Annotated in this window: 16 protein-coding genes, 4 tRNA genes and 2 pseudogenes; 10 read left to right on the forward strand and 12 right to left on the reverse strand. The window is 42.7% G+C overall.

The genetic code is table 11. The features are described 5' to 3' along the window. Window positions 1-211 precede the first annotated feature (211 nt). Together F946_RS00345 and F946_RS00350 are read left to right on the forward strand one after the other, a co-directional pair. Window positions 212-1,264, forward strand: a complete 1,053-nt coding sequence (locus F946_RS00345) for a sensor domain-containing diguanylate cyclase (protein ID WP_004977855.1) — start codon at window positions 212-214, stop codon at window positions 1,262-1,264. Between the two features lie 211 nt (window positions 1,265-1,475). After that, on the forward strand, window positions 1,476-1,829 hold the full coding sequence (locus F946_RS00350; RefSeq protein WP_004977857.1) for a hypothetical protein: 354 nt from the start codon (window positions 1,476-1,478) through the stop codon (window positions 1,827-1,829). 64 nt (window positions 1,830-1,893) lie between these two features. Here the strand turns inward: F946_RS00350 and wrbA are convergent, their stop codons facing one another. Continuing rightward, entirely contained in the window at window positions 1,894-2,487 is a 594-nt protein-coding gene (gene wrbA, locus F946_RS00355; protein ID WP_004977858.1) for an NAD(P)H:quinone oxidoreductase, read from the reverse strand. 115 nt (window positions 2,488-2,602) lie between these two features. Here wrbA and F946_RS00360 point away from each other — a divergent pair, with 115 nt between their 5' ends. Further along, window positions 2,603-3,853, forward strand: a complete 1,251-nt coding sequence (locus F946_RS00360; RefSeq protein WP_004977859.1) for a YihY family inner membrane protein — start codon at window positions 2,603-2,605, stop codon at window positions 3,851-3,853. Window positions 3,854-3,965: 112 nt separating this feature from the next. Here the strand turns inward: F946_RS00360 and F946_RS00365 are convergent, their stop codons facing one another. Then, complete coding sequence (locus F946_RS00365; RefSeq protein WP_004977860.1) at window positions 3,966-4,901, reverse strand: DMT family transporter; 936 nt, start codon at window positions 4,899-4,901, stop codon at window positions 3,966-3,968. Between the two features lie 104 nt (window positions 4,902-5,005). On the opposite strand from F946_RS00365, the gene F946_RS00370 reads away from it, so the two are divergent. After that, window positions 5,006-5,812 (forward strand): AraC family transcriptional regulator, encoded by an 807-nt coding sequence (locus F946_RS00370; protein ID WP_004977861.1) that lies wholly within the window; start codon window positions 5,006-5,008, stop codon window positions 5,810-5,812. Between the two features lie 61 nt (window positions 5,813-5,873). Here the strand turns inward: F946_RS00370 and F946_RS00375 are convergent, their stop codons facing one another. From F946_RS00375 to F946_RS00385, 3 genes are all read right to left on the reverse strand, one after another. Continuing rightward, a complete protein-coding gene (locus tag F946_RS00375) occupies window positions 5,874-6,518 on the reverse strand; it encodes a fumarylacetoacetate hydrolase family protein (RefSeq protein WP_004977862.1) in 645 nt (214 codons plus the stop codon). 42 nt (window positions 6,519-6,560) lie between these two features. Continuing rightward, window positions 6,561-7,058 (reverse strand): YcxB family protein, encoded by a 498-nt coding sequence (locus F946_RS00380; RefSeq protein WP_004691260.1) that lies wholly within the window; start codon window positions 7,056-7,058, stop codon window positions 6,561-6,563. 270 nt (window positions 7,059-7,328) lie between these two features. Next, window positions 7,329-7,405 (reverse strand) — tRNA-Arg (locus F946_RS00385). 245 nt (window positions 7,406-7,650) lie between these two features. On the opposite strand from F946_RS00385, the gene F946_RS00390 reads away from it, so the two are divergent. Then, window positions 7,651-8,331 carry a hypothetical protein gene (locus F946_RS00390; RefSeq protein WP_004977864.1) on the forward strand — a complete coding sequence of 227 codons (681 nt, stop codon included), beginning with the start codon at window positions 7,651-7,653 and terminating at the stop codon, window positions 8,329-8,331. A gap of 65 nt (window positions 8,332-8,396) precedes the next feature. Here F946_RS00390 and F946_RS00395 read toward each other — a convergent pair. The 3 genes from F946_RS00395 to F946_RS00405 all read right to left on the reverse strand — a co-directional run bounded on the left by F946_RS00395 (window position 8,397) and on the right by F946_RS00405 (window position 8,702). Beyond that, a tRNA-Arg gene (locus tag F946_RS00395) sits at window positions 8,397-8,473 on the reverse strand. A 48-nt stretch (window positions 8,474-8,521) separates the two neighbouring features. After that, window positions 8,522-8,598 (reverse strand) — tRNA-Arg (locus F946_RS00400). 14 nt (window positions 8,599-8,612) lie between these two features. Continuing rightward, window positions 8,613-8,702, reverse strand: a tRNA-Ser gene (locus F946_RS00405). 264 nt (window positions 8,703-8,966) lie between these two features. Here F946_RS00405 and rnr point away from each other — a divergent pair. From rnr to F946_RS00430, 5 genes are read left to right on the forward strand one after another with little or no spacing between them, the layout of a single operon-like run. After that, entirely contained in the window at window positions 8,967-11,405 is a 2,439-nt protein-coding gene (gene rnr, locus F946_RS00410) for a ribonuclease R (protein WP_212749323.1), read from the forward strand. Between the two features lie 58 nt (window positions 11,406-11,463). Further along, window positions 11,464-12,345, forward strand: coding sequence for a VanW family protein (locus tag F946_RS00415; RefSeq protein ID WP_035326210.1), 882 nt, complete (start codon window positions 11,464-11,466; stop codon window positions 12,343-12,345). Between the two features lie 52 nt (window positions 12,346-12,397). Then, entirely contained in the window at window positions 12,398-14,440 is a 2,043-nt protein-coding gene (locus F946_RS00420) for a M3 family metallopeptidase (RefSeq protein ID WP_171065373.1), read from the forward strand. A 52-nt stretch (window positions 14,441-14,492) separates the two neighbouring features. Beyond that, window positions 14,493-14,711, forward strand: coding sequence for a YheV family putative zinc ribbon protein (locus F946_RS00425; protein ID WP_171065374.1), 219 nt, complete (start codon window positions 14,493-14,495; stop codon window positions 14,709-14,711). A 5-nt stretch (window positions 14,712-14,716) separates the two neighbouring features. Continuing rightward, a complete protein-coding gene (locus F946_RS00430) occupies window positions 14,717-15,136 on the forward strand; it encodes a hypothetical protein (protein WP_004977884.1) in 420 nt (139 codons plus the stop codon). A 423-nt stretch (window positions 15,137-15,559) separates the two neighbouring features. On the opposite strand, the pseudogene F946_RS17540 reads toward F946_RS00430, so the two are convergent. The 4 genes and pseudogenes from F946_RS17540 to F946_RS17340 all read right to left on the reverse strand — a co-directional run. After that, window positions 15,560-16,099, reverse strand: a pseudogene (locus F946_RS17540) (TRAP transporter large permease subunit); the annotation flags it as partial. A 140-nt stretch (window positions 16,100-16,239) separates the two neighbouring features. Beyond that, window positions 16,240-17,842: pseudogene (locus F946_RS00435) on the reverse strand (TRAP transporter large permease subunit); the annotation flags it as partial. Window positions 17,843-18,024: 182 nt separating this feature from the next. Beyond that, on the reverse strand, window positions 18,025-18,597 hold the full coding sequence (gene rrtA / locus F946_RS00440) for a rhombosortase (protein ID WP_004977887.1): 573 nt from the start codon (window positions 18,595-18,597) through the stop codon (window positions 18,025-18,027). A 71-nt stretch (window positions 18,598-18,668) separates the two neighbouring features. After that, window positions 18,669-19,706: a hypothetical protein gene (locus tag F946_RS17340; protein WP_004977889.1), complete on the reverse strand. Its 1,038-nt coding sequence runs from the start codon at window positions 19,704-19,706 to the stop codon at window positions 18,669-18,671. Window positions 19,707-19,745 lie beyond the last annotated feature (39 nt).

A 19,745-nucleotide genomic window follows, 5' to 3' on the forward strand; every position in this document is an offset into this window, starting at 1 on the left:
GGGTCATCCACATGTAAATGCCACATTTGCGCTGTAGGTTATTTTTAATTTAAAGTAAAAAAATATCGTTTTTTTTCAATTTAATTACACATTGAAGTTGGAGAAATGCGATTTATATAGCATGATCAAATCTAAAAGGTAATGTCCACTTTCTAAGAGCAAAACAAACAAAGACTAAATTGGATACTATTTTATAGAGATACCGAATTGAATGATAAACAAGAATCAATTAACTGAACGATCATTTACCCCAAGCCAATTATCTGGCTTTGATGGCGCGCATTCCATTCAACTCCCCGTAGACTTCATTCACGACTTGAGTAAAGCAGACTCCTTGCAAGCTGTTCTAGATACCATTGCTTACTGGATTTCTCACGTGTTTGAGGCAGATCGAGCCAGTATTACCCTGCAAGATACTGAAGAATATCTCAAGCTGTATTCGATCTCAGGCAATCATGCGATTCCCATGAATTTTAAAATTCCGATTGGGCAGACTTTTGTCGGACGAGTTTTTGCCCAGTCTCAACTGATCATTTGCGATGACCTCTCTCAGTCGGATGAGCTGGATTGTAAAATGCTTTCAGAGCATGGCATGGGCACCTGTATGGATGCGCCCATGATTCACAATGGCGTGTGTATTGGCACCTTAAATGTGGCAGATCAACGTAAATATCACTACACCCTACAACAAGCGATTCTTTTACAGAGCCTCGCCACATGGTTAGCTTTAAACATTAAACTGCATTTACAAGTGCAAGAAATGGCTGTCTTAGCATCTACAGATGAACTCACAGGAACCTTTAACCGTCGAGTATTTGTGCAAGAAAGTAATCAAACCATGCAGCACTTCAGCCATACTCGCGTGCCCTTTACGATAGGCATCTTAGATATTGATCACTTTAAACAGCTGAATGACTGTTATGGGCATACCGCAGGTGACCATGTGCTGAAAAAGATGACCAAAAAAATCCGCAGCGTACTGCGTGACGAAGACTTTTTAGCCCGTATTGGGGGTGAGGAATTTGCGATTATTTTACCCGCTTGCTTGGGTGATGAAACCATGCGGGTCTTTAAACGCATCTGTTCAACAATTGAGGCGATGGAAGTACATTATGAGCAAGAAGTGCTGTGCTTTACGGTCAGTATAGGGGTTGCTGAAGTCGGCAAACATGACGCAGATGCAGAGGATGTCTTTAAACGTGCAGATAAAGCCTTGTACTGTGCCAAGCAAGCAGGAAGAAACCGAATTCACTTTGCCAACTAAACCATATTTAAAAACACAGCATAAACTACTCAAGAAAATTACAAGTTTAATAAATATTATTGCTGCAAGTTCAACTAAGATTTACTCTAGATTCAGTTGTTTAGATCTTTCAAATTCAAGCGCAAAACACGGTTGTTCTGCGCAACGTGTTATCCACACCGTAAAACGGCTGCCAGCTTCAATCACTGGTATCCCAATAGGCCAATAGACTATGGAAAATACAACTCTCTGCCCAAAATGTGGCTCTAGTGATGTTGAAAAACGCAATCACGAGCAACAACTGACTAAAATTGGGGGCGTATTGCTCAGTTCGGCAGGTGCAACTGCTGGTACCGTCGGTGGTGCAGCATCTGGAGCCTCTATTGGTGCGGCGATCGGTGCAGCGGCTGGACCTCTTGGGGTGATTATGGGTGGTACCATTGGCACTTTTGTCGGTGCGGTCAGTATTGGTGTGACAGGTGGTTTTTTAGGACATCATTTTGGTAAAAAAGCGGGTGTGATTGTCGATAAAAATGTATTTCTTGACTATAAATGTCTCAAGTGCGGTACAAAATTCAAAGAGTAGCATCTGACGCCAGCCCAATAATAAAAAGCCCATCATGGATGGGCTTTTTTCATGTCTCAATGTTCTAGGCTTGTAGTTTCTTCACAACTTCCCCAAGACGCTTACCTTGAGCTTCGCACAGCACTTTTTCATCTTGGCTTAAGCGCTGATCATGTCGAGGCCCGCTGACATGGCTAGCGCCATACGGTGTTCCACCTGTTTTCGTATTTGACAATGCAGGAATGGCATTGTTCAACCCTAGAATCATCATGCCATGATGAAACAATGGTGGCAGCATGGTCAATAAAGTACTTTCTTGGCCGCCATGCATCGAACCTGATGAGGTAAACACACAAGCTGGCTTGCCATGCAAAGCTCCATTGAGCCAAAGACTGGTGGTCTGGTCGAGGAAATATTTCATTTCAGAGGCCATGTTACCAAAGCGAGTTGGTGAGCCTAGTGCCAAACCTGCACAGTTTTCCAAATCCGCTAAACTACAATAAATATCGCCTTCTGCAGGAATACTCGGCTCTGCTTCCTTCACCACAGCCGCAATATTTGGCACCGTTCGAATTTTAACTGCAACACCACTGGCTTCAATTCCATTTGCAATCAGATGCGCCATTTCACGGGTACTGCCGTATTTGCTGTAATATAAAACTAAAACATAGGTTTGCATGAATAGAGTTCGGCGACAGAAAAAATAAAACTATACGGTATTTTTCCTATTTTTTGGTTAAGCTTAGGGTGAAAAATGTAGAAAAGATGAAGAAAACAAAAGAGATACTTTGCCTATGTTAGAACAGTACTTAAGAAAACTTCCTTTCTATGAGAAAACTTGGTTTCAGTTCGTTTTATTTGTACTGCGACGCTTTGAGGCTGATCGATGTCGTGAACAAGCGGGTTCACTAACCTATACCACCCTGTTTGCCGTCGTTCCGATGCTAACCGTTTTTTTGGTGATCATTTCCTCAATTAAAGCGCTTGAACCAGCACGGCAGCAATTACAACAACTGATCTATAGTAATTTTTTACCGAAAACCACGATTGCTTTTGACAAGGCCTTAAATGCGTTTACCGATAAATCCAGTAATTTAACCATTATCGGGATCTTATTTTTATTCGTCACCACCGTCATGATGCTAACCAGTATTGAAACGGTCTTTAACCGAATTTGGCGTGTTCGTGAAACTCGCGGCGGCATTATTGGCTTTATGCGCTATTGGACCATTATTTCTTTAGGCCCGATTCTACTCGGTAGTGCCTTTGTCATTTCATCGACAATGGCTTCCCTCAATGTTCTGAGCAATAATTTTGCAGGCTATGAGCTTGATGGTGCATTTGTCCTGTGGCTGATTTCATTCTGCTTAACCGTCGTCGGCTTTTTTATTCTGAATTGGACCATTCCAAACCGCAATGTCCCAATTAAATCAGCTTTGATTGCAGGTTTATTTAGTGCCGTCGTGTTTGAACTCCTAAAAAACTTATTCGGCTTCGTTATGTCGAACTTCACCAGTTATGAAGTCGTTTATGGTGCCTTTGCTGCGATTCCCATTTTCCTGTTATGGATTTTTCTGTCGTGGAATATTGTCCTGATTGGGGTCGAAATTAGTTATGCACTGACCGCATTTACCTCCCATAAAGAGCAAAAACGACACCCTGTCATTATGCTGTTGGATTTGCTGGAGCTGTTTTATAAAAAGCAACAGCAAGGACTCAGTGTCTCTGATGATGAAGCTTTAGATGTATTAGGGCGGGATGAGTTGGGACGTTGGCCGAGTTACGTGTTTATGCTTGAACAGCAAAACTTAGTCAAACGTACCGATGACAACCAATATGTGCTGGTACGTAATTTATCTCAAGTCGATTTTTGGAGTTTTTACAGCAAACTTCCTTACCCTTTACCAAAGCGTAAAGATTTGGGTAATGTCCATCCTGATGATGTCTGGATGCAAAAAATTGGCCCAGCGGTAGTAGAATCGGATGATTACTTGGCGGCTAAACTCGCTATTCCGCTGTCTACAATTTTTGATGATAAATCTTAAGCCTTCTATAAAAAAAACGTGTCCAAGACACGTTTTTTTTATCAGCTCACTCAAATCAATTTAAGTTCAACCTTCACCCTGAATTTAAGGCAGATTCAAGCCAACTCAGTATTTACTGCAAAGCCATTTTAAATGCCTGTACATACTGCTTAATTTTATGATGCAAACTCACCACCATTACCCCCATCAACACAAAGCATGTTCCCACCAAAAAGTTGAGTTCCAGCTGCTCATTGAGTAATACCACACCAAAACACATCCCAAAGATTGGGGTCAAAAAAGAAAAGACTCCCAACTGGGATGCCAAATATTTTTTCAACAGCCAAAACCAAATCAGATAACTGGCAAATGACACGACAATGGTATGGAAAAGCAAACTTGTAACGGATAATACAGACCAGTGAATCGTCGCTTGTCCCATGAAAAAAGCCACAGGCAATAACACTAAGAAAGCGATAAAGAGCTGATAAAACAAAGTTTGGGTCGCAGGTGCTTCTGCTAGTTTAGTCAACCGAACTGCAATAGTTGTGGCTGCCCACAATACCCCTGCCAAGAGTGCTAAAGCATCGCCCCAAAGTGCAGAACTTGCGGCTGCTTGCGAAGCTGCAGGGCGAAATAAAAATGCAATCACGATCCCGAAAAATGCACATGCAATGCCCAACCACTGGATAAGTGATAAACGTTCTGAAGGCAGCTTCCAGTGCAAACCCAATGCTACAAAAATAGGCGCGGTATAAAGCAAAACCACGGTATGCGCCGCTGAGGTAAAACGTAAAGCTTGCGCGACCAGAAAAAATTCTGCTGCAAATAAAAGCCCAACTAAAATTCCTGCGGGTAAGTAGTCTCGCCCCCACAAAGATGTGCCCTTTGCCAACTTGATCATGGGGTAAACCATCAACGCAGATAAACCTGAGCGAAGCGCAATTTGCATCACTGCAGAAATATCGGGGGCAGCAAGCTTTAACACCACTTGTTGTAATCCCCACAAAATACACAGCCCAAACATAATCCCTGAAGCTTTACTGTCCAGCGCTTGACGACTACTCACGACCTGCTCCACTGAAAAAGATCAAAGCTCACTATAGATTTGTCTGAAATAAAACATATAATTTAAAACAGACAAGAGATCTTCTTATTCAGGCAATTTCAGCCATGCCCCAACGACAACAAAAAAAGAGCGCGCAACTCAAACAATTACCGACCAATGATCATATTGATAAATTATTATGGATCAGCTTTCGCGAAGACCCCGCGCAGTCGGTTTATCCTGTGCATGGACATGCATGGGGCGAATTTGTATATGCCTTTAATGGCGTGATGGAGGTGAATATCAACCAGATTGACTACCTTACCCCGCCACCTTATGGCATTTGGCTTCCACCCAATGTAGCCCATAGCAGCTTAAATCGTACCGATGTTTCACATGGCACCTTGTATATCCATGAAAGCTTATGCACTCATCTGCCTCAACAAGCCGGTATTATGCTCAGCTCACCTTTGGTCTCGGCACTATTTAAGCATTTGAGACAACATAGCTTGCCAGATGATGCACCTGAACATATACGCTTACTCTATGTCTTGCTTGACCAATTACACCATGCAGAATTGGTCAGTAGCTATTTACCGCACTCTGAACACCCGACCCTGAAAAGTATTTTAGATTTTTTACATCTACATCCTGCGGACAACAGTTCTTTGCAACAACTGGTAGTACAGCACAATATGACTGAACGCACACTGGCACGTTATAGTCAAAAAGAACTTGGCATGTCCTTGAATGAATGGCGACAGCGCTTAAAAGTCATGAAAGCTATGAGTATGCTGACAAAAGGAAAAAAGGTCGAAAGTATCGCGCTGGATTTGGGCTATGCCAATGCATCGGCCTTTATTAATATGTTTAAACGCTGGATGGTATATACCCCCGATCAGTTCCGTAAACTGTACCATAGCCACCAATAACACTAAAAAAAAAGATCCCCGAAGTGATCTTTTTGAATGATGGGGTTTGAAAGCCTGTAAATTAAGCTTTAACAAAGGTATTCCAAGAATAGTCTTGGTTTTTACCTTTTAGGGTCATTTTCAACTGCTCACCCGCCTGTAATGCAGCGACCCCAGCAGGTGTCCCTGTCATGACCACATCGCCTGCTTCCAAAGTGAAGACTTGGCTAATGTCGGCCAGCAAGGTGCCAATGTCAAAAATTAAGTGTGCAGTGTTGCCCGCTTGGCGCAGCTCATCATTGACATGAAAACTGTAGTGCACATCATCCCAGTCCTGTACCACATCGGAAACAGCAACCCAGTCTGCCAGTACACACGAACCATCAAAGGCTTTGGCACGTTCCCAAGGCTGGCCTTTGGTTTTCAAGTCATCTTGTAAGTCACGTAAGGTTAAGTCCAAACCTAAAGTTACAGCCCCTACCGCTTGCAGGGCTTGAGCTGGATCTGTTGCTTTGCTTAGGCGTTGGTCAATGCGTAAAACCAGTTCACATTCATAATGGCAGCTGCCCCATGCAGGATTCCAAGAGATGCCCGCATCTAAACTGAGCAAACTGCTCGGTGGTTTGATAAATAAAACCGGACGATCAGGAATCGCATTGCCTAATTCTTTGGCATGGTCTGCATAACTACGACCGACACAGACAATTTTAGATGGACGTGTACTCATGATCTTCCTCTGATTTTTTGATGGTGTTATGGAACAAAATGCTTATTTTTTGAAAGTATTTTCAAATTTTGCTTGATCCGCACTATCGGCCAACGCACGCTTAGGTACAATCACCACAGTACGGTTTTTCAGCTCAAGCATATAGGTCAACTTGCCACTGGCAAACTTTTGCACTTCATTATAATGGACCACTTGCTTGCGACCATTGGCATAAATTTCCGCATAATCTTGGTATAAGTCGATGCCTTGCTCACTTTTACCAAACTGATATTTCACAAATTGGCGCTTAAACATCATCGGCAGAAACCAATAACGCATGAGAATTTGTAAAACTAGGAAGAATATGCCCAACGCCACATAGTAGCGACCGACACCTGAAAAGCCGAGCATAAAGCCCCACACAATAATCCCGACACTAATCAACGGCGTGATAAAACGCGTCATTTGCTTTTTACCAAAGGTCGCTAAGGCAAAACCATCTTGGGACTCTTCTAAAGTGAGGAAATAACGTGTCGATAATGCAGGCTTGTTCTCTGACATAGGGTCATATCAAATAGCTAAAAATATTGTGCTCAATACTACAACACAATCGGTCATTTTTTTAGGACTTTAGCAGATCGATGTTGATTAGCTGGCTATCCACTTAAGCCGAGGCCATACCGATATCAGAACCGCATTATAAAACTGAGATGCAAGAAACAACTGAATAACTACGGCAAAAAATCCATCCATACTATGGATTTCTACTGAATAGAAAGTGCAGGCACAAAAAAACCGCAACATGTGCGGTTTTTTCAATATTGATCAAGTTGGTGCGCTCAGAGAGATTCGAACTCCCGACCCCTTAGTTCGTAGCCAAGTGCTCTATCCAGCTGAGCTATGAGCGCGACGTCTTGATCGGATGCATTGTATATGGTTTATTTCATTTTGATAAGTCATTTTGTAGCAACAAACCATCAAATGTTTATTAATCGTACATAAATCAGATTAAGTCGCTAAAAAATATATAAATAATTACAACATTCACTCAATACATTAAAAATTAGTGCAAATTCACAAACAGCAACCACAACTAGTATGAGATTCTTTATAATCAAATAGAAGAATTACATAAAATTAATTTAAGATACAAATGCCAAATCAAGTAGATCAATCAACTTTAAACATGAGTAAAATTGGACCAGCAATAGCATCTGTACTTATCCTGCTCATCGTCATTGGCTATTCTATTAAAACAATAAAAAATCAAGTTCGATATATTGAAAGCTTACACTCAAACGAATGGCACGTATTTGAAAGGCATATGACTTCAAACTATTTTTTTACCGTGTCAAAATTTCGAGATAATCGTAAAAGCCTATATATAAGCCAGGATGGTGACGTATTTTATTCTCAACTTTGCACTAACAAACTAAAAAATATCTGTAAATTAGCTTATTCATCTGAAATAAAAGTTGAAAGTGTACTTTTTTACGCTCAAATACATAAACAGACAGGGCGATATACTTCACTACATTTAAAAGACATCGTTTTCATAGATCAAAATAATCGCCAACAAACATTTAATTATTTAACTACACCTCCAGATGATCAAAATTCTATTTCTAATAAAAAAAATAGTTTATGGATTTCACTCATACTCATATTTATAAGTTATTTATTCTTCGGATCCGTGGCATCTTTTCAGATTTCCGATAGTATTCCTCAAAATATTAAAATGCAAAAAAAGATCAATAAAACTATTATTATCGCAATCTGTATGTGTTATTGCTATTTAATTGCAATCACATTAATTACATTCTTGAAAAATTAATATTTTTCAAATATAAAACGATCAGACACAAAAAAACCGCAACATGTGCGGTTGATTGTTCAAGTTGGTGCGCTCAGAGAGATTCGAACTCCCGACCCCTTAGTTCGTAGCCAAGTGCTCTATCCAGCTGAGCTATGAGCGCATTACTTGTGTGCCAATTCAGGCGATACGTTACATACAATTTACTTATTGGTGCGCTCAGAGAGATTCGAACTCCCGACCCCTTAGTTCGTAGCCAAGTGCTCTATCCAGCTGAGCTATGAGCGCGACATAAGTAAAGTTGGCGGTGAGAGAGGGATTCGAACCCTCGGTACAGTTACCCGTACGCATCCTTAGCAGGGATGTGGTTTCAGCCACTCACCCATCTCACCGTAACGTGCGGCCATAATACAAACTTCATGCTAGCACTGCAAGCACAGACACTCAATTTTTTGCATATTTCTGTTCAATTAAATACTTTTTAAACAATTTAGAGCGGATTCAGCCGAATTTATTCTTTTCTCTACATCTGCATGTTGAATAAAACAGCAGATATTCTAAATTGCCGACATAAAACACAATATTGCAATCATTTGCGTGCAGTCTGTCTTCGCATGACTTATGCTAATCCTATCTACTGACATACAGCCAAAGACATTATGAAAAATTGGGTCGATCCTGAAGCAAAAGCTGAAGCTGAACGTTATGACAACCCTATTCCGAGCCGCACGCTCATTTTAGAAACCATCGAAGAAAAAAAGACGGCTTTATCGCATGCGGACTTGGTCGAAATTTTTGAAATTGCAGACCAAAAAAGCATTGAAGCGCTCAGCCATCGTCTGATTGCGATGGTTCGTGATGGTCAACTGATGAAAGATGGCTTCAAGTTTCAAATTGCCGAAGAGCAACCTGAACATGAAGCAACGGTTTACATCAACAGTAAAGGCTTTGGCACGGCGAATATTGCAGGGCATGAAGACTTACTTCTACCTGAACGCGAACTGCGCCAAGTGTTTAATGGTGACCGTGTTAAAGTGCGTCAAACCTCAGTAGACCGCAAAGGTAAAGCTTGGGGCTTTATTACCGAAGTGGTGCAACACCGTGTGAAGCAAATCATTGGTAAAGTATCGATACATGACGGTGAATACTTTATTCAACCAGCAAATCCCAATGCGCACCAACCGATTACTTTAGAAAAAGAGTTAATCGAACACGCACAAGTCAAAGTGGGCGATTCGGTTCGTGTTGCAATTGATGACTACCCAACCAAAGATGAGTTGGCGACAGGTCATATTGTGCAATCGATGGCAGACAAGGCCGATACTGAAATTATTATTCCCCAAACCATTTTAGAGTTTGGTTTGCCGTATGAATTCCCAGAAGAAGTGATTAAAGAAGCAGAAAGCTTTAAAGAGCCTTCAGCGCAGGACCGTGAAGGTCGTATTGACCTACGAGATTTAGCCTTAGTCACTATTGATGGTGAAGATGCACGCGACTTTGATGATGCAGTCTATGCAGAAAAACGTCCAGGCGGCGGTTACCGTGTGGTGGTGGCCATTGCAGATGTCAGTCACTATGTCCGTTCAGGCAAACCACTGGATGATGAAGCCCAAGAACGGGGTACATCAGTGTATTTCCCGCACTTTGTTTTACCGATGTTGCCTGAAGCTCTTTCGAATGGCTTATGCTCACTCAATCCACATGTAGACCGTCTGTGTATGGTCTGTGATTTAAACCTGTCACGTGCCGGTCGCGTCACCAAGTTTGAGTTCTACCCATCTGTGATGCACTCAAAAGCACGTTTAACCTATACCAACGTTGCTCAATACTTTGAAGGTGACAGCAGTGCCATCCCAGAAGACCGTGATGTACGCAAATCCTTAAACACCCTGTTCCAACTTTATCAAGTCCTCAAAGGTTTACGTGCAGAACGTCATGCTATGGAATTTGAAACCGTTGAAACCTACATGACCTTTGATGAACTGGGCGGCATTAAGGAAATTTTACCGCGTACGCGTAATGATGCGCATAAACTGATTGAAGAATGTATGTTATTGGCAAACGTGGCAGCGGCTGAATATGCGCTACAACATGATGTGCCAATGTTATACCGTATTCATGAACCACCTGAGTTTTCACGTATTCAAAAAGTACGCGATTTTGTCAAACTGCTCGGTCTACCGTTCCCAGAACAGCCGACTCAGAAAGACTACCAAGCCGTGATTGATGCAACCAAAGATCGTATTGATGCTCCAAGTATCCATGCCGTGCTGTTACGTTCAATGATGCAAGCCTACTATGGTGCGAATAACGCAGGTCACTTTGGTTTGGCATATGAAGCCTATACGCACTTCACTTCCCCAATTCGTCGCTACCCAGACTTGTTGTTACACCGTGCGATTAAAGCCAAGTTAAAACATAAACCTGCACCTCTTTCAGGGGCTGCTTTGGATGATGCTGGTCAACATTTCTCAGCGACTGAGCGTCGTGCAGATGAAGCGTCTCGCTCTGTCACCACATGGTTGAAATGTCATTATATGCAGCAACATTTAGGTGAAGAGTTTGTCGGCACCATTTCTGCCGTAGCGGAATTTGGTCTATTTGTCACGCTCAAAGACTTATATGTTGACGGCATGATCCATGTCAGCCAACTAGGCGATGACTACTTTGTCTATGACCAACCAAGTCAGAGCTTGATTGGGCAGGCACGCGGTCAAAGCTTTAGCTTGGGCGATGAAGTGAAAATCAAAGTTGCAGCAGTGAATTTAGAAGATCGCAAAATTGATTTTGAATTATTGCAGCAACTCTCACATGGTGGTCGGCCCATACGTAGTCGAGCACCCCGTGTTGGTAAAGCCAAAACAGCACGAAGCGAAAGTAAAGAAGAAGTCTTCAGCGAGTCGACAAACGCCTCTCCCAGTAACAGCGGAGACCAGCCCATACGACGCAAAAAAGATAAATCCCAACCTAGCTCCTACAGCAAAAAGCCTGGTAAAAAATCTTCATCAAAGTCTGAAACAAAGGTTAAAGATAAAGTGAAGAAAAAGGCTAAACTTAAAAAGAAAAAATCAAACGCAAAAGCGAAAACTGAGTAAATGATGAAAAAGGTGCTAGGGCTTAATGTGTCCTAGCACCTTTTTTCATAGGGCCAACATGAATTTTTTGCGTTTATTTTTAAGCAAACCCATCAGCCAATATCATCCCTTGCTTTACTTCATGGCCACGCGTAGCCGACGTATGATGCGCTATTGGCAATGGAAAACAGATGGGAAAGACTACGCACATTCATTTTCTAACGCTCCTTTGGCTTTTCGCGTCAAAAAGCATCAGTCCGTTCTGTTTCGTAAATTAGGCGACATCGATCAGCACTGGCAACACAATAAAGTCATCAATCTCAAAATTGCCAGTCCGTGTATTTCTGGGATTTTAATCCACCCACAACAGACTTTTTCTTTTTGTCAGTTGGTAGGACAACCAACAACTCAAAAAGGCTATGTTGAGGGAATGGAACTCAGCTTTGGTCAAGCACGCGGTGGTATTGGCGGCGGTATTTGCCAAATTGCCAATCTCATTCACTGGCTTGTCTTGCATAGCCCATTGCAAGTGGTACAGCGTTCACAGCACTCCTTTGACCCTTTTCCAGATCATGGTCGTGTACTTCCATTTGGTAGTGGCGCTGCAATTTTTTATAACTATATTGATTATCAATTTTACAACCCCACCCCGCATAGCTTTCAAATTCGGCTGTGGTTTAGTGAGAAATGCCTAGAAGGTGAACTGCGTTGCTCAGTCGATTTAGGCTATGTCTATCACGTGTTTGAACAACAGCATGCCTTCCTAAAAATCGGGACGGACTACTACCGACAAAACGAAATTTGGCGACACCGCAAAGAAAAATATAAAAGCGGTGAAATCTTAGCAACTGAATGTATGACCCGTAACTTTGCCAAAGTGCTTTATCAGCCCTCACGCATTGATCAGCACTACCCTTCATGGGCTGAATTTCAAGCGGCGCAAAACATCAAAACCAATTAAAACTTGATTTCCCAGTGCATCACCCTTACATCTAGTGATAACTGAACTTTTAATTTGGCTTAAACGCATGACATTAGAAAAAGTAACCTTGCCTGTTCCACAGTTTGATCAAATCACCTTAGTACAACTCCAACAACAGATCGAACAAGCCATTCAACAGGGTCAAAGTTTTTTAAAAGACCTGAGCGAAGTCCCTGAATCCATTCAGGCACAGCTTGCGGTCTTAGAACAAGTCGATCATTTAGAAAATAATATGAGTGAAGCATGGGGCGTACTGTCCCACCTCAATGCGGTGATGAACAATGCTGAAACTCGTGAGGTATACCAGTCACTATTACCAAGCTTAAGTGAATACTATACCGAGTTAGGTCAACACACAGCGCTGTATCAAACCTATCAACACATTCATGATGCTGCACAATTTGATCACCTGCCTGAAGCCCAACAAAGTGCGATTAAACTTGCACTGCGCGACTTCAAACTGTCTGGGGTGGCTTTAGAAGGTGAAGCCAAAAAACGTTATGCAGAAATCTCGGCACGCTTATCACAACTATCGTCCGACTTTTCCAACCATGTTCTTGATGCTACACAAGCCTATTTCAAACCTTTAGCGGACCACGAACTGGCAGGATTACCCCAAAGCAGTGTAGAGCTATTAAAACAATATGGTCAGCAGCGCGAACTGGATCAACCCGTTGCCACTTTAGACTTCCCGTCATATTTGGCGATTATGACCTACGCGGAAAACCGTCCTTTACGTGAAGAGCTGTATCGTGCCTATACCACACGTGCATCAGATCAGTCTGAACATGCTGAGTTTGATAACACCGCGGTGATGGAAGAAATCTTAAGCCTACGTCAGGAAATGGCTGCACTGTTAGGTTTCAATAATTATGCCGAGCTTTCATTGGCCAGCAAAATGGCGCCAAATGTAGCCACCGTAGATCAGTTCTTACGTGATTTGGCTGAACATTCACGTGCCCCTGCGCTCAAAGAAGTGGCGGAGCTGAAAGCCATTGCCGCTGAAGATGGCATTGATGATTTAAAACCGTGGGACAGCACGTATTATTCGGAAAAATTGAAAGTCCAACAGTTCAATTTATCTCAAGAAGCACTCAAGCCCTACTTCCCTGCACCTAAGATTTTGCAGGGCTTATTTAGCATTGTGAACCGTCTTTATGGAATTCAAATTGTGGAGCGTGAAGCCCCAGTTTGGCACTCAGATGCACGCTATTTTGAACTCGAAGATCAAGGCGCAGTGGTCGGTGGATTCTACTTTGACCTCTATGCGCGTCAGGGCAAACGTGGTGGTGCATGGATGAGTGGTTTCCGCTCTCGCACCCAAACAACGCAAGGCCTACAAAAACCGATTTGCTATATGGTGTGTAACTTTACGCCACCTGTGGGAGATCAAGCAGCACTACTGACACATGATGAAGTGATTACCTTGTTCCATGAATTTGGACATGGTTTACATCATATGTTGACAGAAGTTGACAATATTGCAGTTGCGGGGACACACGGCGTGGCATGGGATGCTGTAGAGTTGCCAAGCCAATTCATGGAGTTTTGGGCATGGGATACCGAAAGCTTAGACCTGCTCAGTGCACATGTTGACACCCAAGAAACCTTACCAGAAAGTCTACTCAAAGCCTTGCTGGACGCGCGTTTCTTCCAATCTGGCATGCAAAGTTTACGTCAAATTGAGTTTGCCCTGTTCGATCTCAGCATTCATAAAGCAGCCCCTGCTTTGAAAGCAGATCAGATCCAAGCCACCTTAAATGACATCCGTGCACAATACGCTGTTTTAGAGACTACTCCTTATAACCGATTCCAACATAGCTTCAGCCATATTTTCGCAGGCGGCTATGCAGCAGGTTATTATTCTTATAAATGGGCGGAAGTTTTGGCCAGTGATGCCTTCGATCGTTTCGAAAATGAAGGGATTTTTAATACTGCCACTGGAAAAGAATTTCGCCAGTTTATTCTAGCAGTTGGCGGAAAAGATACAGCGCTTGATGCATTTATCAATTTCCGTGGACGCGAGCCAAAAATAGATGCTTTACTTCGTCATCAAGGTTGGACGAACCGCTAAAAAAGTGAGTAAACTAGGCGCCTAAATTGTTCAGAAGGTAAGTCTAATGACTATTAAACGTCGTTTCATTGCAGGTGCAAAATGTCCTAAATGTCAGGCGATGGATCGAGTTGTTATGCTTACCTCGAATGACGATGAATGGATTGAATGTATCGACTGTGGTTATTCTGAGAATCGTCCAACTCATGTAGACGAGCCTCAGATCCCTGCTATCCCTGACGAGGTTGGGGTCATTCAATTTAAACCACGTCAATCAAAGAATAAAGGTTGAATCGAATGTCGTCCGTACAACACAACAACCCTAAATTACTCTGGGGTATTACAGCAGGTTTAGTCGCAATCATTGCGTTTTTTGCACTTTATCAATGGTTGTTTGCTGCACAAGAGTCTGCAACACCGGTGCACCAAGCGGAGTTGATTCAACCGACCGTGAAGGCGCTTCCAGAAGCTGAAAAAGCAGCTTCGACCTCCATGGCTGACAACACCATTAAATTGGTCGAAGAAGATATTTTAAAAGCACCTGTACCTGAAAATGCCTCACTTGCTAAAGAAGAAGTGGCGAAACTGGACGATATTCAAAGCCAGTTGAAGGAACAGGAAAAGAGCTTGCAAGCACAGCACAAAGATGCCGATGAACTGGTAAAGCTCAAAGAAGAACAAATTAAACTGTTAGAAGCCCAATTGGCTGCTCAGTAAAATACGGTTGTTATTTTAAAGACGTTAGCCTATCGACTGATACGCTAACGTCTTTTTTTGCCTAGCTGCTTCACCCATCCTTTCAATCAGCACTAAGCCATTACATAACTCATCATCTCATTTGAACTACCTTCACCAATAAAGTCTCTAGTCGCTATACATCACAGCCCCTAGCTCATGCCAAGGATATCTTTTAGAAGGAGTTTATTTGCCGATTGGGTCTTATCATTGAGCCTAAGTGAGGGCTGATTTTCTAAGATAGGCCGCTTAGCAATATCGTTGTACTTTGTTTTGATATCAGTGGCAATTTACGTTGGTAAATCCTAAAAAAGAGCTATTTTCTTCAGAAGTATCTCCAATAACTCCAAAACATAAAAAAGCATCCGAAGATGCTTTTTTTATGGTCTAACTCAAGTTCACAACTTAGTGATACCAGCCAAATAACTTAAAGAAGTATGGAACATAAGCAATGATCAGCATCGCTGGGAACAACACGATCAAGGGTAAAATCCAACGTTCATAACGATAATAGAAAGACAAATGACGCACTTCCTCATCGGCCTCATTCACCTCGGCATCACCAATGGATTGTCTTGCTAAAAGATGATTAAGGGCCACAGGTGGTGTCACATAGCCCAACTCAAAGCCAATCAAGGTGATCATCCAAAAATGGACAGGATGAATACCATATTGATAGGCCACAGGCGCAACTGTCGCAGAAATCAAGATCACGGCGCCAAACGGATCCATAATCATCCCAACAAAGACCATCAACCCCAAAATCAGACTAATAACCAAGAACGTACTGTTAATATCAGTTGGGAAGAAACTCATCACCTCCGTACGTTCAAGCAATCCGCCCACGCTGACTGACAGTGCCATTAAAATGACCAAAGCACCGATATGTCCAACGGTTTCACTGGTCGAGATATGCATCGATTTCCAAAAACCAACTTGGCGTAATACATCCATGGAACTAGATTGAACCACCCCATGATTCACCACCTGTCCATCATCTGCAGCATTGCCATGTAGCCCTTCACGGTATTCTGCATGGGCAACTTGTGCACCCGCTAAAGCAGGCTCACCACCCGAGTTATAATTTGCGCTGAGTGTCTCATCCCAATGCACCACAGCAGGCAAAGGCGCAGGCTGATGACGTAATTTATCAAACAACACGATCATCAATAAAATCACAGGCATCATCACGGGTGCAGTAAATTCATTTAGGTCAGTGTCTAATAAGAATTTATAGAACATCCACGTGAGGACAAAAATCACGATATAAGGCACAACTGCTAAGAAAGCACGCCCTGATTTCGGTGCGGCCAAACTCGGTGCCGCGATGCGGAATTTACTCTCTGCAAAGAAGAGTGAAACCACTAAAAAAAGTGTTGAGGTCAGTAAGAACGTGTAAACACCATATTGATAAAGCAGGTCCGTCGTGACTTCTTTGTTTAAGGATGCCACCACCACAATCAATAAACATGGACGCAAAACTACACCCAGCGAACCTGACATTGCCGTTGCAGCCAAAGCAAACTGACGACGTCCACCTGCATTCCAGACTTCTTTATAAATAATCGCCCCTGCTGCAATCACAAAGATCCCCGATGCACCCGTATATGCCGTTGGTAAGGCTGCAGCGATTAAAATCAACCAGGTGAGTGTTTCAGGCGCCAAATTCCATGGACGCAAAATATTTAAGAACAGATCCACAACACGGGTTTGTTTCAGCAACATCCCCGCCCAGATGAAGAGCGCTAAATTCAGGAAAATACTGGAGAACTCAACCAACTGTCCCAAATAAATCCCTTGCCCCATTGGGTAGTCCATGAAGAAGATAAATGCCACACCCGTAATCACCGCCATGTAGGCATACAGCGGCACACTCAGGAAAGCAAAGCCTAGACGTCCACCAGCTTTAGCCTCTTTCGGTGGGCTAAACAGCTGCCACACACTTATCAATGTCAGTACGCCAAATAAAACCATCCACAGCCAATAAATCAGCTGGGTTTCGCCATTCATCGGCACACCCGAGTCTTTGACTGAGTTAAATTGGCTAATGCTCGAGTAGGCTAATAGACCATTACCGAATGTCATCAGGAGACTATAAACCCGATAATCCAGCTTGGTGGCAGGGCCACGCAAACCAATATGATGGATTTTTAAAGTGGCACTAATCGCAGCTAAAACCACCATAAAAATCAATAGAATGGCACGATTGTCTGTTCCGAATTTAAAAATACCGAAAAAGGTGGTTTCAAAATTACGATAGGCACGGATACTTGGATGTGCCTCCATATGTTGCATCGCTTGATCATAAAACTGATATTTTTCTTCACACTGCTGTACACCTGCCAAAATGGACACACGCACATCAGCTTCCGAAGCCGTACCAAAGAAGTCAGCGAACTCATCTGCGGCGTTGGCTTGCATTTGGGTTTTGACCAAAGCATCCACATTCGGCTGACGATTACACTCTGGCTTGGTAGGCTCTGCCCTTAAAAAAGAATACTGCATACCCGTGGCTGAATCGCCATATAAGCGCTCACCCATACGCAGTAATTGGCCATGAATCATTTCACCTGTACCAATTAACAGCGTAAGTAACAGTAAAATCAGAATGAAAAAAGTAGAAATCCACTCGGTCCATATATACTTCAGCAGATCGAGTCCTGATCTGCGCTGTCCATGATTTTGCATGTTGTTTCCTATTTTTATTACCGTTCTGTCCAGCGCAATACACCGTAGAACCAGTCGTTTTAGTCGGCTCGAGCTTGTCCTTTCTCTATGCCTTTAGATTTTTGTTTTGTTTATCTTTGCATCAAATTTATATTTTTGAATATGACAATCTGGATTTTCTTTTTAGAATTTAGGTCAATCCTCTATTCATCAAATAGATTCACCCCGATTAAATACAAAGCTGCAATCACAATTCCCCAGATCACGCCCAACAAATGTGCTTCGACCAAAACTGGACTCCCGATCAGTTCAGCCGTAGCACTCTCGCCAAAGGTGTTTTCCCAAATCAATTTGCCTAAAATAAGAAACAACACCAAACTCGCAAACATCCGTTCTTTACGGTATAGCAAATGGACAATGGCTATGGCAGTGAACATTCCATGCAGCACACCTGACAGCCCTGCATAAGCTTCAATATCCGCTAGAAAATAATAAAAACTGAGACTAATCAACGGCGGTAAAATCAGCAATAAGGCCACAAAATGCCAAACACGGGCCCGTGGAAAAATAAAAGGCAAACACATAAAAGCCAGCATATTGAGTGCAAAATGAATCCATCCCACATGTACCCAATGCGCGGTCCACAAGCGCCAAATTTCAGGAAAAATATCCACTCGCCAATAAATAAATTGATCTTTAAAAATCTGTAGGCATGCCGAGATCGACACGACAAACGCAATCAAAATGATTTTTCGATTCAGAAATTGATCATGCATCACATGTCCTTATCGTGTTGCTCATTTATTTATTGTTATTTTTTCTGCCCTTCGGCTCAGTTTAAAATTGGTTAACTTTCACTAAACAACTCATCTAGCTCAGAACGGTCTTCTTTTTCATCCCAGAAATGCGCCATACCACCATCCCCAGTTCGTGTCCCGGTATGTTCAGTCCAATAACGATCCGAAATCCCCTGAACCATACTCGAGGCCATACTATCAATCAGTTTAAATTGTGGATTACTCTGTTTTTCATCGCTATAAGAGGCCGCATAACTTTTCAATGCATCTCGAATCTTGGCATCGTCCCCACTGGCTTGAGCCGCTATAGCATACATTGCATGAGATAAACGAACCCCTTTTTGCTCCCCAATTTGCATCGATTGTTTCAAGGTCTGATACGGATCAGGTTTACCTTCACCCGCACCTGGCAATAAGGTCCAAATCACCGCACGTGTTGCATTGGGCGCACCCCAAAACTTTTCATTGTCTAGACACACCATCCCACGTTCAACAATAGCCGCAATGTCTTTAGGAACATTGACTGCACCACCTGAGTTAATATCATTGGTCATGGCTTGTAACCCACTCAACATCCCCAGCATATATACAGTTTGATCCAAATCGCTGTTCATTTTTGGACAGCCTTCGCCCAATGGTTTCTTATATTTCTTTTCCCAGCGGTTTTGAAAAAGTTGATAGCCAGTATATTGGCGTTGTGCTGCAGTCGCCGCCCAACGCTTTTGTTCAATTCGAGCATCCTGTGCTTCAGAGACATTGCCTGCTTTCGAGGCACGCAAATAACGTAACTCTGCCTCAAGCGCCTGATTCTCCGCACAAATACCTGATGCTGAATAAAGTAGAACTGCCACACGTGTTGGATCTGCCCCCATGTCTTTGGTCGACATAATCGCTGGAGTCAAAGCATTGCCTGAATTACACACCATCTCAGCGTCTTCCATGGCTAAAATAGGCGGTACTATATGTTTTTCACTAAACCCAAGCGCAACATTGGCACCTGTTTTAACCACTTGTGAACAACCCGAAAATAATAAACTTGTAAGCGCTACAACAGCCACACCTTGGCCTATTTTTTGGACTTGCGACATTTTCCTGTCCTCTATTTGTATAATTGTATGTGTCCATGC

This window comes from Acinetobacter johnsonii ANC 3681 (assembly GCF_000368805.1).
GTDB lineage: Bacteria > Pseudomonadota > Gammaproteobacteria > Pseudomonadales > Moraxellaceae > Acinetobacter > Acinetobacter johnsonii.

Excerpts from the sequence above, each read along its gene's own strand:
- F946_RS00380 (WP_004691260.1), bottom strand. The coding sequence starts at position 7,058 with ATGTCAGAGAACAAGCCTGCATTATCGACACGTTATTTCCTCACTTTA.
- rrtA (WP_004977887.1), bottom strand. The coding sequence starts at position 18,597 with ATGCATGATCAATTTCTGAATCGAAAAATCATTTTGATTGCGTTTGTC.
- F946_RS00430 (WP_004977884.1), top strand. The coding sequence starts at position 14,717 with ATGTCGTCCGTACAACACAACAACCCTAAATTACTCTGGGGTATTACA.
- F946_RS00345 (WP_004977855.1), top strand. The coding sequence starts at position 212 with ATGATAAACAAGAATCAATTAACTGAACGATCATTTACCCCAAGCCAA.
- F946_RS00375 (WP_004977862.1), bottom strand. The coding sequence starts at position 6,518 with ATGAGTACACGTCCATCTAAAATTGTCTGTGTCGGTCGTAGTTATGCA.
- wrbA (WP_004977858.1), bottom strand. The coding sequence starts at position 2,487 with ATGCAAACCTATGTTTTAGTTTTATATTACAGCAAATACGGCAGTACC.
- F946_RS00360 (WP_004977859.1), top strand. The coding sequence starts at position 2,603 with ATGTTAGAACAGTACTTAAGAAAACTTCCTTTCTATGAGAAAACTTGG.
- F946_RS00370 (WP_004977861.1), top strand. The coding sequence starts at position 5,006 with ATGCCCCAACGACAACAAAAAAAGAGCGCGCAACTCAAACAATTACCG.
- F946_RS00415 (WP_035326210.1), top strand. The coding sequence starts at position 11,464 with ATGAATTTTTTGCGTTTATTTTTAAGCAAACCCATCAGCCAATATCAT.
- F946_RS00350 (WP_004977857.1), top strand. The coding sequence starts at position 1,476 with ATGGAAAATACAACTCTCTGCCCAAAATGTGGCTCTAGTGATGTTGAA.
- F946_RS17340 (WP_004977889.1), bottom strand. The coding sequence starts at position 19,706 with ATGTCGCAAGTCCAAAAAATAGGCCAAGGTGTGGCTGTTGTAGCGCTT.
- F946_RS00390 (WP_004977864.1), top strand. The coding sequence starts at position 7,651 with ATGCCAAATCAAGTAGATCAATCAACTTTAAACATGAGTAAAATTGGA.